Annotated in this window: 10 protein-coding genes; 7 read left to right on the plus strand and 3 right to left on the minus strand. The window is 31.9% G+C overall.

What is annotated here, in order from left to right; all coding sequences use genetic code 11:
* Nucleotides 1-15: 15 nt before the first annotated feature.
* Entirely contained in the window at nucleotides 16-3,396 is a 3,381-nt protein-coding gene (locus WHA43_RS03450) for a PAS domain-containing protein (protein ID WP_105045747.1), read from the minus strand.
* Between the two features lie 460 nt (nucleotides 3,397-3,856).
* Here WHA43_RS03450 and WHA43_RS03455 point away from each other — a divergent pair, with 460 nt between their 5' ends.
* Nucleotides 3,857-6,283, plus strand: a complete 2,427-nt coding sequence (locus WHA43_RS03455; RefSeq protein ID WP_340828442.1) for an outer membrane beta-barrel protein — start codon at nucleotides 3,857-3,859, stop codon at nucleotides 6,281-6,283.
* A 141-nt stretch (nucleotides 6,284-6,424) separates the two neighbouring features.
* On the opposite strand, the gene WHA43_RS03460 is transcribed toward WHA43_RS03455, so the two are convergent.
* Complete coding sequence (locus WHA43_RS03460; protein WP_105045749.1) at nucleotides 6,425-6,607, minus strand: hypothetical protein; 183 nt, start codon at nucleotides 6,605-6,607, stop codon at nucleotides 6,425-6,427.
* 210 nt (nucleotides 6,608-6,817) lie between these two features.
* Here WHA43_RS03460 and fumC point away from each other — a divergent pair, with 210 nt between their 5' ends.
* Nucleotides 6,818-8,218 carry a class II fumarate hydratase gene (gene fumC / locus WHA43_RS03465; protein WP_105045750.1) on the plus strand — a complete coding sequence of 467 codons (1,401 nt, stop codon included), beginning with the start codon at nucleotides 6,818-6,820 and terminating at the stop codon, nucleotides 8,216-8,218.
* 110 nt (nucleotides 8,219-8,328) lie between these two features.
* On the plus strand, nucleotides 8,329-8,799 hold the full coding sequence (locus WHA43_RS03470) for a nucleoside deaminase (RefSeq protein WP_105045751.1): 471 nt from the start codon (nucleotides 8,329-8,331) through the stop codon (nucleotides 8,797-8,799).
* 68 nt (nucleotides 8,800-8,867) lie between these two features.
* Here the strand turns inward: WHA43_RS03470 and WHA43_RS03475 are convergent, their stop codons facing one another.
* Entirely contained in the window at nucleotides 8,868-9,377 is a 510-nt protein-coding gene (locus WHA43_RS03475; protein ID WP_105045752.1) for a DinB family protein, read from the minus strand.
* Between the two features lie 166 nt (nucleotides 9,378-9,543).
* Between WHA43_RS03475 and WHA43_RS03480 the strand changes: the two genes are divergently transcribed.
* From WHA43_RS03480 to secA, 4 genes are all read left to right on the plus strand, one after another.
* Nucleotides 9,544-10,038 carry a hypothetical protein gene (locus WHA43_RS03480; RefSeq protein WP_105045753.1) on the plus strand — a complete coding sequence of 165 codons (495 nt, stop codon included), beginning with the start codon at nucleotides 9,544-9,546 and terminating at the stop codon, nucleotides 10,036-10,038.
* 56 nt (nucleotides 10,039-10,094) lie between these two features.
* Entirely contained in the window at nucleotides 10,095-10,667 is a 573-nt protein-coding gene (locus WHA43_RS03485; protein WP_105047273.1) for a cob(I)yrinic acid a,c-diamide adenosyltransferase, read from the plus strand.
* Nucleotides 10,668-10,758: 91 nt separating this feature from the next.
* Nucleotides 10,759-10,980, plus strand: coding sequence for a DUF2795 domain-containing protein (locus tag WHA43_RS03490; RefSeq protein ID WP_105045754.1), 222 nt, complete (start codon nucleotides 10,759-10,761; stop codon nucleotides 10,978-10,980).
* Between the two features lie 137 nt (nucleotides 10,981-11,117).
* On the plus strand, nucleotides 11,118-14,453 hold the full coding sequence (gene secA, locus WHA43_RS03495; protein WP_105045755.1) for a preprotein translocase subunit SecA: 3,336 nt from the start codon (nucleotides 11,118-11,120) through the stop codon (nucleotides 14,451-14,453).
* The last annotated feature ends 43 nt before the right edge of the window (nucleotides 14,454-14,496 follow it).

The raw sequence follows: 14,496 nt of genomic DNA on the forward strand, positions 1-14,496 counted from the left end.
TTCAAATTTACAACCTCACGTTTGTAATTGCTTGATGTTTTTAGGAATTTGAATAAAAAAAGTAGTCCCTTTTTCTTCTTCCGATTCTAACCAAATTGAGCCACCTAAATATTCAACTTGTCTTTTAACTAATGACAATCCGATTCCAGTTCCGGTAAATTTATCATTGTTGTGAAGTCTTTGAAAAATCAAAAATATTTTGTCATGATAGTTTGGATGAATACCAATACCATTATCTTTTATAACAAATATAAAATTACTATCATCTTCCTTATAACTTATTTCTACAATAGGAGGACAATCTGTTTTACTATAATTTAGAGCATTATCTAGAAGACAATGAAAAATTTGTGTTAAAGGAACTCTATAGGATTGTATTGTAGGTAATTGATCATAAACTAATGTTGCCTTTTTTTCTTCAATAATTTTTCGTCTTAGTTCTTTAAATTCGAATAGTAACAAGTCTAAATCTACATTTTCTCTAACTTCATTAGTTCTTCCTGCTCTTGAATATTCTAACAAATCGAGAATTAAATTTTTCATTCGTTTTGCTCCATCAGTAGCAAAATTTATGTATTGCTGTCCCTTTTCATCAATTTTATCAGCATATTTTCGTTTTAATAAATCCATAAAACTAGATATCATTCTTAAGGGCTCTTGCAAATCATGTGATGCCACATAAGCAAATTGTTCTAATTCTTCATTAGATCGTTCTAGTTCAAGAGTATAACGTTTTAGCAACTCTTCGTTTTTAGCTTCTTGCGAAACGTCAAGCAAAATAGAGTTAAATTGTATTGTACCGTCAGCAAGAACATTAGGTGTTCCTCTTCCTAAAAGAATTTTTAATTCGCCATTTGGCATTACATATTTAAAACGACATGACCATTTTGTTTTGTGTTCTATGGATTCTAAGATAGTTTTTTGAACTTTTTCATAATCTCCTACGATTTTAATTCTATCCCAAACCAATTGGTTATTGTCCATAACTTCTTCAGGCTCAAACCCCCAAACTTGTAAAGAACCTTTAGTTACATTTTTCAATGCATCAGTTCCGTTTGTATAAATAAAGTATTGAAATACAACACCAGGTAAATTATTCGCCAATGATTGCAGTCTAATTTCGGCTTGTTTTCTGCTATCTATATCTTGCAACCCTCCGTAAAGTCGAATGCATTTTCCATTAATAAATTCAGCATTTCCAATAGAGCGAATCCAAATTTCTTTTTTCTTAGCAGTAACAATTACAGCTTCAAAATCCCAACCTTCACCAGTATTTACAGCATTTTCAATACTTGATTCTACCATATTTCTAAAATCAGCTCTGTAAAAATTGGTCCCTTCGTGTAAGTTTGGTTTGTATGTTTTTGAATCCGTTTCATGTAACTCGTGAATCTGTTCTGACCAGAAAACTGTTTCTTTCTCTAAATCAACACTCCAGCTTCCAATTTTTACCATTCTAGCCACTTCACGATTTAAATCTTGTAAATATTTTTCTGTAGTAATATTTTGAATGATTCCTCTTTTACCTATGATTTCATTATCATCATTATAAACAGGTTGCACTACATTTCTGACAAAAATTTCTTCGTTTTTAGAATTAATCATTCTTAATTCTAAATCATAAGGAGTGCCATTTTTGATGAGTTCTTTGGTTGCTTTGATAATTTTTTCTTGAGATTGACTATCAAAAAATTCTCTAGCATCTAAATATTTAATATTGTTTACTTCAGGAGATAAATTATACAATTCATAAATATAATCTGACCAAGTAAGTTTGTTTGTAATAAAATTGTGTTCCCAATAACCAATTTTAGCCAATTTACTTGCTTGCTCCATTGCATACTGGCTTTTCTCTGCTCTCTCTTTTGCGTCTCTTAATTCATTTTCTATGATTACTCTATCAGTAATATCTTGAGTAGTTCCTCTAAAAGCAATTACATTGTGGTTTTCATCAAAAATCGGTTCACCAATAGTATTGACTTTTTTGTAAGTATCATCAGGACAAATAAGTTCTAATTCCATTTTATAAGGAATACCTTTTTCTGTAGCATTATTGATAACTGAATTGAAACGTTCCCAATCTTTTGGATGGACTAATTTTTTATGATCAACCAAATCAATTTCAGTATTTTCGGGGTATAATCCCCAAATACGATAAGTTTCTTCAGACCAATTCGATTTTTTATTAATTACATCATAATACCAACTTCCTAAATTAGCCAGTTTTTGAGCTTCTTTCATTTTAAGCTCATTTTCTTCTGCTATTTCTTTGGCTTTAATTAAATTTTCTTCTATTATTTTGCTTTCAGTAACATCTCTTTCAATAGCAATCCAATGCGTATACCATCCTGTTTCATCTGCTACAGGATTTATTTTAAAATTTACCCAAAACTCTTCGCCATTTTTTTTGTAATTGATTGTAGTTATCTCATATGACTGCCATTTTCTTAATGCCTCTCCAAGTTTTCGCAATTCTTGATAGTTAGATTTTGGTCCTTGAAGAATTCTGGGTGTTTTCCCAATAACCTCTTCAGCAGTATAACCTGTCATTTTTGTAAAAGCCTCGTTTACATAAATGATTTTTGGCCCTGGATTATCAAATGGTTCTGCTTCTGTTATTAAAACAGCATCATGTGTATTAGTAATTACACTTTCTAGCAACTTTAAATGTCGCTTTTCTTGAATAATTTCTTTGGCATCTTTAGCAACTGCATATCGTAATTTTGTAGCTGAATCGAATTTTGCTGACCATAAATTATAAGCTGTACTGCCATCTTTTTTTCGATAGCGATTAAAAAATGATTTAACTTCATTGCCATTTACAATCTCAGAAATTGTTTGATTGGTTTTCTTTGCATCATCCTGTAAGATAAAATCATGAATTGAATTTCCAATCATTTCTTCTGGTAAATATCCCCAATTTTTATAGGAAGCTGCGCTTACATAGGTAAAAAAATCATGTTCATTTACAACACAATATACATCAATAGAAGTATCAAGTAATTTGTTAGATTCAAATTTTTGATAAATAGAAGTTTTGCTTTCTTTTGATTGGCACGCTACTGCTATAATTTTTTTAGCATCATCAAAAATGGGTTTAAAAGAGATACGTAGTTCATGTTTATCAATGGCTTGATGATGAAAAAAATCTTCATCAACTTCAAAAGTTTCGCCATTGAATGCTCTATTATAATAGGTTTTCCATTTTTTTATGAAATGATCATCAAACCCTTTCGAAAAAACAGTTTCTGCTATTTTTTTTTCATCTCCCAGAATATCAGATGTAAAAGAAAAATAGGCTCTGTTTGCATATACCAGACAAAAATTTGAATCAACCATCCAAATAAGTTCGTTTGATTGGTCTAAAAATTGACTTGAAAGTTGACTTGTTATCATTTCGTTTGAAAACTACTCTAATAGTACAAAAATTAAAATACTCTCACAAATTTGCTCCCATTAATTTTAAATTTGATATTCGGAAAATCATTTTAAATTATTGAAATACTTATACAATTATTGTCAATTATCTTTAAACATTAATGTTGATGATAATTAAGAATTGTACATAAAGCTATCTTGTTTTTCATGATTTATTTGAATTGAGTTTTTAAAATATTTAATTGACTGCTAAATTTCAAAAAAACGCTGCTGTAATTTAAATAAAAATCTCATTTACAATGATTTACAATTATTTTACAAATGATAATTTCACGTTACATAACTTAAAAAAATATTCTTAACATCATTTTAACTAAAACAAGATAAACTAAGTTGGAAATTTGCAGTCAAAATAAAATAACCCAAAAACCAAATCGTTTTGACTAAAAAATATTCATTTTTGATTTTTTGTCTTTTTTTGACAACGTTCTTATTTTCTCAAAGTCCCTCTTCAACAAATAAAGAAATTACTCTCTCAGGAAAAGTTATTGATGAAGCAACAAAACAACCTTTAGAGTATGCAACTATCATTCTAAAAAATACCAAAACTCAAAAAATTTCTGGTGGTATTACTGATGCAAATGGACTATTTAGCGTGCAAACTGCTGCAGGAAATTATGCTATCAGCATTGAATTTATTTCATTCAAAGCAATTAAAATTCCAGCACAAAATTATACAACTAACAAAAACTTAGGAACTTTTCAACTTAAAGACGATACCAATAGTTTGGATGAAGTCGTAATAATTGCTGAAAAAACGACAGTTGACATTCGATTAGATAAAAAAGTATTCAATATCGGAAAAGATTTATCAATTCGTGGTGGAAACGCAAGTGACGTTTTAGGAAACGTGCCATCTGTACAAGTAGATGTAGAAGGAAATGTAAGTTTGCGTGGTAATGACAACGTAACAATTTTGATTGATGGAAGACCGAGCGCACTTGTAGGAATCAATGGTGCTGAAGCTTTACGTCAAATTCCAGCTGAGGCTATTGAGCGTGTTGAAGTAATTACTTCACCATCTGCAAGATATGATGCAGAAGGTACTGCAGGTATTTTGAATATTATTTTACGTAAAAATCAGTTGAAAGGATTTAACGGTTCTATGCAATTTGATTTAGGAATTCCTGAACGCTATGGAAGTGCTTTAAACTTTAATCTACGTTCAAAAAAATGGAATTTCTTTACCAATACAGGTTTTAGATACAATGCTGTTCCTGGAAATGCATTCAACGATTCTGAATATTTTGATTCTGATGCGCAAAATGCAAAAGTAGTAGAAACCAGAAATTTTGATAGATTGGGAAGATCTTTATTTACAAGTTTTGGAACGGAATATTTTATTAATGATAACTCAAGTATTGTAGCAAATATTGTTTACAATTTGGGTAATGATGATGATGTAAACACTAATACAATTAATAGATTTGATAGCTTTGGCAATATCAACGAAGCAACACGTCGTATTGAAAATGAAAGTGAAGATGAAAAAAGAGTACAATACACCTTAGATTATGTGAATAATTTTGATGGAAAAGGTAAAAAGCTTACAGCAAGTTTGCAGTACTCAGCTGAAGTAGAAGATATTTTAAATGAAATACCTGAAACTAATACTCAAATAAATTTTGTAGATGAAATTGAAAAAGTTATAGAAAGACAGGATGAAAATAGTGCCTTATTGCAAGTAGATTATATTCATCCAGTTGGAGAAAATATTCAATACGAAGCAGGTTATAGAGGAAATTATAGAGACATTTTTAATGGCTTTTTTCTTGAACAAACCGATTTTAAAAATAACAAGCCAACTGAAATTCTAATTGATAATAATTTCAATTATAAAGAATTGGTAAATGCTGCTTATTTTCAATACGGTCAAAAATTTAATAAAATTTCTATTTTAGGAGGATTGCGTTATGAATATACTTCTGTTGAAATTGATCAAATAATTTTAAACTCTCCCGCCAAAAAAAACTATGGGAATCTATTTCCAACAGTTAATATCGGAATTGAGACCAAAGAAGGTGAAAATGTAACTATTGGTTATAACAGAAGAATCAGACGTCCAAGAGGTCGTTTTTTAAATCCATTTCCAAGTCGTTCTAGTGAAAGTAATATTTTTAGTGGAAACGTAGATTTGAATCCTGTATTGACAGATGCTTTTGATGTAGGCTACCTAAAAAGATGGGAGAAATTCACACTAAGTACGTCTATCTATTACAATATTAGTAACGACAATTGGGAGTTTATTCAAGAAAACACGGGTGAACTTACAGACAATGGTGACGCTGTTTTAAGAAGATTTCCTGTTAATTTATCAACCTCTGAAAGAGTTGGTTTTGAATTTACATTGAATTACAAACCTTTTAAAGTTTGGAACATCAACAGTGATTTTAACCTGTTTCACGTAACTACTGATGGCGATTACACAAATCCAACTACAGGTTTTACTCAAAATTTTGATTTTGAAAACACTTCCTATTTTATCCGATTGAATCAAAAAATTTCATTGCCAAACAAAACAGATATCCAAATCAACTCCAACTATAGTGGTCCTTCACGAAATGCACAATCTAGAAATAAAGGAATTTTTAGTATGGATTTTGCCGCAAGTAAAGAAATCATGAAAGAAAGAGCTTCTATAAACTTTAATATTAGCGATGTTTTTAATAGTCGTAAAAGAATGAGCACTACATTAATTCCTGGTTTTACAGAACAATATAGTGAATTTCAGTGGAGAGAGCGTCAAATTAGTTTGAGTTTCATTTATCGTTTTAATCAAACAAAAATTGATAAAAAGAAAAACGGAGGTCAAGATTACAATGGTTTAGATGAATTTGAAGGTTAATTATTGAAATTTTAGTTATAAGTTTTTAGTTGTGAGTTAATAAATCTGGCAACTAAAAACTTTCAACTTTAAACCATTCAAATAAGAAACATAAAAAAAGCTCGCAATTTGCGAGCTTTTTTAATATGTATAAAAGAAAAACTATTTTTCTTCAGCAGCTTCAGCCGCTTTTTTAGCTTCTTTTTTTAATTTCATGTTTTCCCAAATAGTTCCTCCAATCCAATAAGGAACAACAAATGTTAGTAAAAATAATAACAACCAAAAACCTGCTGTGAAAATAAACATGAACAACACTAATCCTGAAAATTGCGAAAAATCTAACATTGTATTCTATTTGATATTTTAATAACGCAAAAATAAAAAATATATTTTCAAATTTTACTATCAAATCGATTAATTTTATATTAAAAAGCAAATTTCTTATCAACAATTCATAAAAAAATCAACAAATACCTGTCACAGTTTTAGAACTTTCCTTCACTCTTTTGTTCGAGATTTTGTAAATTTGTACCTCGAAAAAAACTTCCTTACATAATGACACAATTCAGAATTGAAAAAGATACTATGGGACAAGTAAATGTTCCTGCTGACAAATATTGGGGCGCACAGACTGAACGTTCTAGAAACAATTTTAAAATAGGTCCTGCAGCTTCCATGCCTTTGGAAATTGTATATGGATTTGCTTATCTAAAAAAAGCAGCTGCTTATGCAAACTGCGATTTAGGCGTTTTATCTGCTGAAAAAAGAGATTTGATTGCTAAAGTATGTGACGAAATTTTAGCCGGAAAATTAGACGACCAATTTCCATTGGTAATTTGGCAAACAGGTTCTGGAACACAATCAAACATGAATGTAAATGAAGTGATTGCCAACAGAGCGCAAGAATTGGCTGGAAGAAAAATTGGTGAAGGTGAAAAAGCTATTCAACCTAATGACGATGTGAATAAATCACAATCTTCCAATGATACATTCCCAACAGGAATGCACATTGCCGCTTACAAAAAAATTGTAGAAACTACCATTCCTGGTGTAGAACAATTGAGAAATACTTTACAAGCAAAATCAGAAGCTTTTAAAAACGTAGTAAAAATAGGACGTACCCATTTGATGGATGCTACTCCCCTAACCTTAGGACAAGAATTTTCAGGCTATGTTGCACAATTGAACTTCGGATTGAAAGCTTTGAAAAATACTTTAGCGCATTTATCAGAATTGGCTTTGGGAGGAACTGCTGTTGGTACAGGATTAAATACACCTGCTGGTTATGATGTCTTAGTTGCCAAATACATTGCCGAATTTTCAGGAATGCCTTTTATTACTGCCGAAAATAAATTTGAAGCGTTGGCGGCTCATGATGCTTTAGTAGAAACTCATGGTGCATTGAAACAATTAGCAGTTTCATTGAATAAAATTGCCAACGATATTCGTATGATGGCATCAGGACCTCGTTCAGGAATTGGAGAAATCATCATTCCTGCAAACGAACCAGGTTCATCCATTATGCCTGGAAAAGTAAATCCAACTCAATGCGAAGCCATGACAATGGTGTGTGCACAAGTAATGGGAAATGATGTGGCTGTTACTATAGGTGGCACACAAGGACATTATGAATTGAATGTTTTTAAACCAATGATGGCTGCAAATGTGTTGCAATCCGCGCAATTGTTAGGAGATGCTTGTGTTTCTTTTGATGAAAATTGTGCTATCGGAATTGAGCCAAATCATCCAAGAATCAAAGAATTATTAAATAATTCATTGATGTTGGTAACTGCTTTAAACACAAAAATTGGTTACTACAAAGCGGCTGAAATTGCAAATACAGCTCACGAAAATGGAACTACCTTGAAAGAAGAAGCTGTACGTTTGGGTTATGTAACCCCTGAAGAGTATGATGCTTGGGTAAAACCTGAGGATATGATTGGGAGCTTAAAGTAAAAAAAATATTAGAAGTACGATTTTAAATATTAGAAGTTTGATAATTATTATATAAAAAATCCAATATTGCAATTTTAATATTAAAAAAAGCAAAAGTTGAAAATCAAAAAATGACTCACGAAAACTATATGACCGAAGCTGTAAATGCAGCTCTGCATGGAATGCAAAACAACGAAGGAGGTCCTTTTGGATGTGTTGTTGTTAAAGACGGAAAAATCATCGGAAAAGGAAATAACAAAGTAACCTCAACCAACGATCCAACTGCACATGCTGAAATAACGGCTATCAGAGATGCTTGTAAAAATCTAAATTCCTTTCAATTAGATGGTTGTATAATTTATACTTCTTGTGAGCCATGCCCTATGTGTTTAGGGGCTATTTACTGGGCTAGACCTGCCAAAGTTTTTTATGGGAGCAATCAACAAGATGCAGCAAATATAGGTTTTGATGATGCTTTTATTTATAAAGAAATTCCATTGCCATACGAAAAACGAAGTATTCCTTTTAAACAAATTGGAAGAGAAATTGCCTTAGAGCCTTTTGAAAAATGGACAATAAAGCAAGATAAAATTGAATACTAAATAGGTTCAAAATTTCGAGTTTGAGGTTTAAAGTTAGATTTTGAACTCGAAATTTTGAATTTTAAACTTTATAAGTATCTTTCTTGCAGCACTTTTAAATGATGCATTTGGTGTCCAGAGCACAAAAAACCAATAGCTCTTACTGACATATTTTTGCCTGACCCAGAACCAATTCTAAGCAAAGCTTCATCCGTAAAACTATTAAAAAGAAGGATTGTTCCTTGTCTAACAACACGCATTTCATCGAGTAAATCATTCCAATTACGGGCATTTGCATTGTCATTTGTCACAAACAGATCTTGGTCAAAACCTGGTAAAGCTGTTTTATCATTTCTTGCAAAACATAACGCTCTGTAACAAAAAACTCGCTCTGTATCAATGATGTGCTGCACCACTTCTTTTACAGTCCATTTTCCAGAATCATAAGCAAAAAGCTGTTTTTCTATGGAAATATTTTGTAAGGATTGTTGAAAATTATCTTGAGAAATTACTAGATTTTCTACAATCGATTTTCCGTTTTGTGCCAATGGCTGAATGTAGCCTTCATAATAAGGTGCATATTCGTGTGATGAAATCATATCAATGAATTGTTTGTAGGTACGAAAATAGTGATTAATATTCAAATCCTACAAGTCCCAAAATTTCGGGATAAAAACCTTATAAGTATTGATTCCTAAAAAATAGATGCTACTTTTGCATCTTAAATAATTGTAGAAAGCTTTTAAAATTTAAAAATAAATATTATTGTTTTTCAAACTCATTTCAAGAATTCGTTTTTTAGTAAATTCTACCAATCAACATGGAGTACATTCTCCTTTTGTATTTGATTTTGTTACCAAAGGGTTGTATCAAAAGTTACCAAAATCAGTAGCTACCAATGATTTTTTAGCAACACAAAAGCTTCGAAAAAAAGAACAAAAAATCCTTTTAAAAATCATCAATTACTTTCAAATTGATACAATTTACACCACTGTAGATGAATTAGAAAATACTTTTGACAATAATTATAAATTATTATTTATCAATACTATAAATAAATTTAATTTCGATACAATTTCAGTTACATCCTCAAAACTAATTGTAGTATTTCAAGATATTCACTCAAACAAAGTAAATCAAGAAAAATGGGTAACATTGTGCAAAAACCCTAAAGCTACAGTAACGATTGATTTGTTTTATTTCGGAATGATTTTCTTCAGAAATGAACAAGCAAAAGAGCATTTTAAAATTCGAGTTTAACAATTTTTTAGAGAACAATCTTTGTAACTTTGACAACACATTCTATCAAAGAAAAAATGAAAATATATACAAAAACAGGTGATGAAGGAACTACAGGACTTTTTGGCGGTACAAGAGTTCAAAAAAACAACTTGCGCATAGAAAGTTATGGAACTGTTGACGAATTGAATGCATATATTGGCATGATTAAAGATCAAGAAATTAGCACTGAAATAAAACAATCGTTATTAAAAATTCAGCATGATTTGTTTACCCTAGGTGCTATGTTGGCAACACCTCCTGAAAAGGAAACTTTAAAAAATGGCACTGATCGCTTGAATATTCCAAAAATTGATGAGAACTCCATTTTGTTTTTAGAAAACGAAATTGATCAAATGGAAGCTACTTTGCCACAAATGACGCATTTTATTTTGCCAGGTGGTCACACTACTGTGTCATTCTGTCACATTGCAAGATGTGTTTGCAGACGTGCTGAGCGTTTAACAGTGGCATTAAACGAACAAGAAAGTATCAATCAAACTATTTTGATGTATTTAAACCGACTTTCTGACTACCTTTTTGTGTTGGCACGAAAGTTGTCTCATGACCTATCAATAGAGGAAATCAAATGGATTCCCGAAAAGTTATAGCACGTTCTTTTTTTATTATTTTATATTTCTTAAAAAAGACTTGCGTAATTGAGTAAAAAAATTATTTTTGCACAAAATTAAACGATAAGAAATGTATTGGACATTAGAATTAGCATCTTATTTAGCAGATGCACCTTGGCCAGCAACCAAAGACGAATTAATAGATTATGCCATTAGAACTGGTGCACCTTTGGAAGTTGTAGAAAATTTACAAGATATCGAGGATGAAGAAGAGCCTTACGATTCTATCATTGAGATTTGGCCAGATTATCCTTCTGAAGAAGATTATCTTTGGAATGAGGATGAATATTAAAACATAAAAACAAAGTCTCTCAAGAGGCTTTTTTTTTGTTACATAAAATAACAACAAACCGTATTTTTCAGAAAAGTTTTTTCTGAGTACTAACCATAAAATTCAGCCAAGAAAACAGCTGAACTAAAACATACGAAATGAATATTTTAAATAATCTTATCAAACTTTTTGTAGGAGACAAACAACAAAAAGACCTAAAAAGTTTACAACCTATTATAGATAACGTCAAAAAATTTGAGGCCGAAATTTCGAAACTTTCCCATGATGAATTACGTGCAAAAACAGTAGAATTCAAAGAAAGAATTGCTGCAGCCACTAAAGAGTTTGAAGACAAAATCAATATTTTAGAAGAAGAAGCAAAACTTGCAACAATTGATCGTCAAGAAGAGATTTACACCGAAATTGACAATTTAAAAGATGCTTCTTATAAGGCTTCAGAAGAAGTGCTATCTGCGATAATGCCTGAGGCGTTTGCTGTGGTAAAAGAAACTGCCATTCGTTTTGTAAATAACGAAGAAATTGAAGTTACTGCAACACCTTTTGATAGAGAATTATCTGCCATTAGAAAACACATCACTTTAGAAAATGACAAAGCATATTGGGCAAATTCTTGGGATGCTGCTGGGAAACCAGTTACTTGGGATATGGTTCATTATGATGTGCAATTGATTGGGGGATCTGTTTTGCATCAAGGGAAAATTGCTGAGATGATGACTGGTGAAGGAAAAACCTTGGTATCTACTCTGCCTGTGTATTTGAATGCTCTTTCTGGTAAAGGAGTTCATGTGGTTACTGTAAACGATTATTTGGCAAAACGTGATAGCGCTTGGATGGGACCAATTTTTGAATTTCACGGTCTTTCTACAGATTGTATTGATTATCATCAACCCAACTCTGATGCCCGAAGAAAAGCCTACAATGCAGATATAACTTACGGAACAAACAACGAGTTTGGTTTTGATTATTTACGTGATAACATGGCCAGCTCAAAAGATGATTTAGTACAAAGAGCACCTAATTATGCCATTATTGATGAGGTAGATTCTGTTTTGATTGATGATGCAAGAACGCCATTAATAATTTCAGGTCCTGTGCCACAAGGAGACAGACACGAATTTAACGAACTAAAACCTTTAGTGGCTGATTTGGTAGATTTGCAACGCAAACATTTGGTGGGCGTTTTGGCAGAAGCTAAAAGACTAATTTCAGAAGGAAAAGATAAAGAAGGTGGATTTTTATTATTAAGAGTCTACAGAGGTTTACCCAAAAACAAAGCTTTGATTAAGTTTTTATCACAAGAAGGTGTAAAACAATTGTTGCAAAAAACCGAAAATCACTACATGCAAGACAACAACAAATTGATGCCAGAAGTGGACGAAGATTTGTGGTTTGTTGTTGAAGAGAAAAACAATCAAATTGATTTAACCGATAAAGGAATTGCGCATTTATCTGAAATCACTAAAAACGATAACTTTTTTGTATTGCCAGATATTGGCGTAAAAGTGGGCGAAATTGATCAATCTAATGCATCTGCTGAAGAAAAAGCTTCTTTAAAAGAAGAATTGTACCGCGATTTCAGCATTAAGAGTGAGCGAATTCACACCATGAATCAATTGTTAAAAGCCTACACCGTTTTTGAAAAAGACGTAGAGTATGTAGTGATGGACAACAAAGTGATGATTGTTGATGAGCAAACTGGCCGTATTATGGATGGTCGTCGTTATTCAGACGGATTGCACCAAGCCATTGAAGCCAAAGAAAATGTAAAAATTGAAGACGCTACTCAAACTTTTGCTACAGTTACCTTGCAAAACTACTTTAGAATGTACCGCAAATTGGCAGGTATGACAGGTACTGCAATTACTGAAGCTGGCGAATTTTGGGAAATTTATAAACTTGATGTTGTTGAAATACCCACAAACAAACCAGTAACTAGAGAAGATAAAGAAGATTTAGTGTACAAAACTTCTCGCGAAAAATACAACGCGGTTATTGAAGATATTGTAAAATTGGTTTCTGAAAAAAGACCCGTTTTAGTTGGTACTACTTCTGTTGAAATTTCGGAATTGTTAGGAAGAATGTTGCAAATGCGCAAAATTCCACACAATATTTTAAATGCCAAATTACACAAACGCGAAGCTGATATTGTTGCTGAGGCAGGAAAACCTGGTGTGGTAACCATTGCAACTAATATGGCAGGACGTGGAACAGACATCAAACTAACTGAAGAAGTAAAAAAAGCAGGTGGTTTGGCAATTATTGGTACAGAACGTCATGACTCAAGACGTGTTGACAGACAGTTACGTGGACGTGCTGGACGTCAAGGAGATGTGGGTTCATCACAATTTTATGTAGCTTTAGATGACAACTTGATGCGTTTGTTTGGATCTGACAGAATTGCCAAAATGATGGACAGAATGGGTTTGAAAGAGGGCGAAGTGATTCAGCATTCTATGATTACAAAATCTATTGAACGTGCTCAGAAAAAAGTAGAAGAAAACAACTTTGGTATTCGTAAGCGTTTGTTAGAGTATGATGATATTATGAATGCACAACGTGAATTTGTCTACAAAAGAAGACGCAATGCTTTAGACGGAAAACGTTTGCAAGTTGATATTGCTAACATGATTTATGATACTTGCGAATCGATTGTAACTAAAAACAAAGCTGTAAAAGATTTTCAGAATTTTGAGTTTGAATTGATTCGTTTTTCATCCATGACTTCTCCTATTAGTGAAGTAGATTTTGAAAAATTATCAGAGAAAGAAATTACTGATAAGTTATACGAAATTGTAACGGCTCATTACAAATCGAAAATTGAAAAAAATGCAGTGTTGGCTTACCCTGTAATTAAAGGTGTTTATGAAAACGAAGGTGATCGTTATGAGCGAATTGTAGTGCCCTTTACAGATGGTATCAAATCATTGCAAGTAGTTACCAACTTAAAAGAGGCTTATGAAACGCAAGGAAAAAGTTTGATTACCGATTTTGAAAAAAACATCACCCTAGCAATTATTGATGAAAATTGGAAAGAGCATTTGCGTAAAATGGATGATTTGAAACAGTCTGTACAAAATGCCTCTTACGAACAAAAAGATCCATTATTGATTTATAAATTCGAAGCTTTTGAATTGTTTAAACTTACGGTTGATGAAATTAATAAAGAAGTTTTATCATTCTTGTTTAAGGGAGAATTGCCTAATCAAAGCGTAAATCAAATTTCGGAAGCGCGTCAAACAAAAAGAGAACGTTTAAATACCAGCAAAGCTGATGTTAAAAACAGTACTGAACAAGCCATTGCCAATTCAAGACAACAGCAACAAGCACCTGTTGAAACGATTGTAAGAGAGCAACCCAAAATTGGTAGAAACGAAAAAGTAACCATTAAAAATGTAATGACTGGTGAAGAAAAAGAAGTAAAATTCAAGCAAGCCATTCCGTTGATAGAAAGTGGTAGTTGGGTAGTAAAATAAACCACAACTTATTAAAATAGATTTACAATCCGCAAAGTAACTT

Origin of the sequence: Polaribacter gangjinensis (genome assembly GCF_038024125.1) — a bacterium.
Classification (GTDB): Bacteria; Bacteroidota; Bacteroidia; order Flavobacteriales; family Flavobacteriaceae; genus Polaribacter; species Polaribacter gangjinensis.

What these genes read in the sequence shown, in the direction of transcription:
- secA (WP_105045755.1), top strand. Translation starts at nt 11,118, where the DNA reads ATGAATATTTTAAATAATCTTATCAAACTTTTTGTAGGAGACAAACAA.
- WHA43_RS03460 (WP_105045749.1), bottom strand. Translation starts at nt 6,607, where the DNA reads ATGTTAGATTTTTCGCAATTTTCAGGATTAGTGTTGTTCATGTTTATT.
- fumC (WP_105045750.1), top strand. Translation starts at nt 6,818, where the DNA reads ATGACACAATTCAGAATTGAAAAAGATACTATGGGACAAGTAAATGTT.
- WHA43_RS03490 (WP_105045754.1), top strand. Translation starts at nt 10,759, where the DNA reads ATGTATTGGACATTAGAATTAGCATCTTATTTAGCAGATGCACCTTGG.
- WHA43_RS03450 (WP_105045747.1), bottom strand. Translation starts at nt 3,396, where the DNA reads ATGATAACAAGTCAACTTTCAAGTCAATTTTTAGACCAATCAAACGAA.
- WHA43_RS03475 (WP_105045752.1), bottom strand. Translation starts at nt 9,377, where the DNA reads ATGATTTCATCACACGAATATGCACCTTATTATGAAGGCTACATTCAG.
- WHA43_RS03485 (WP_105047273.1), top strand. Translation starts at nt 10,095, where the DNA reads ATGAAAATATATACAAAAACAGGTGATGAAGGAACTACAGGACTTTTT.
- WHA43_RS03470 (WP_105045751.1), top strand. Translation starts at nt 8,329, where the DNA reads ATGACTCACGAAAACTATATGACCGAAGCTGTAAATGCAGCTCTGCAT.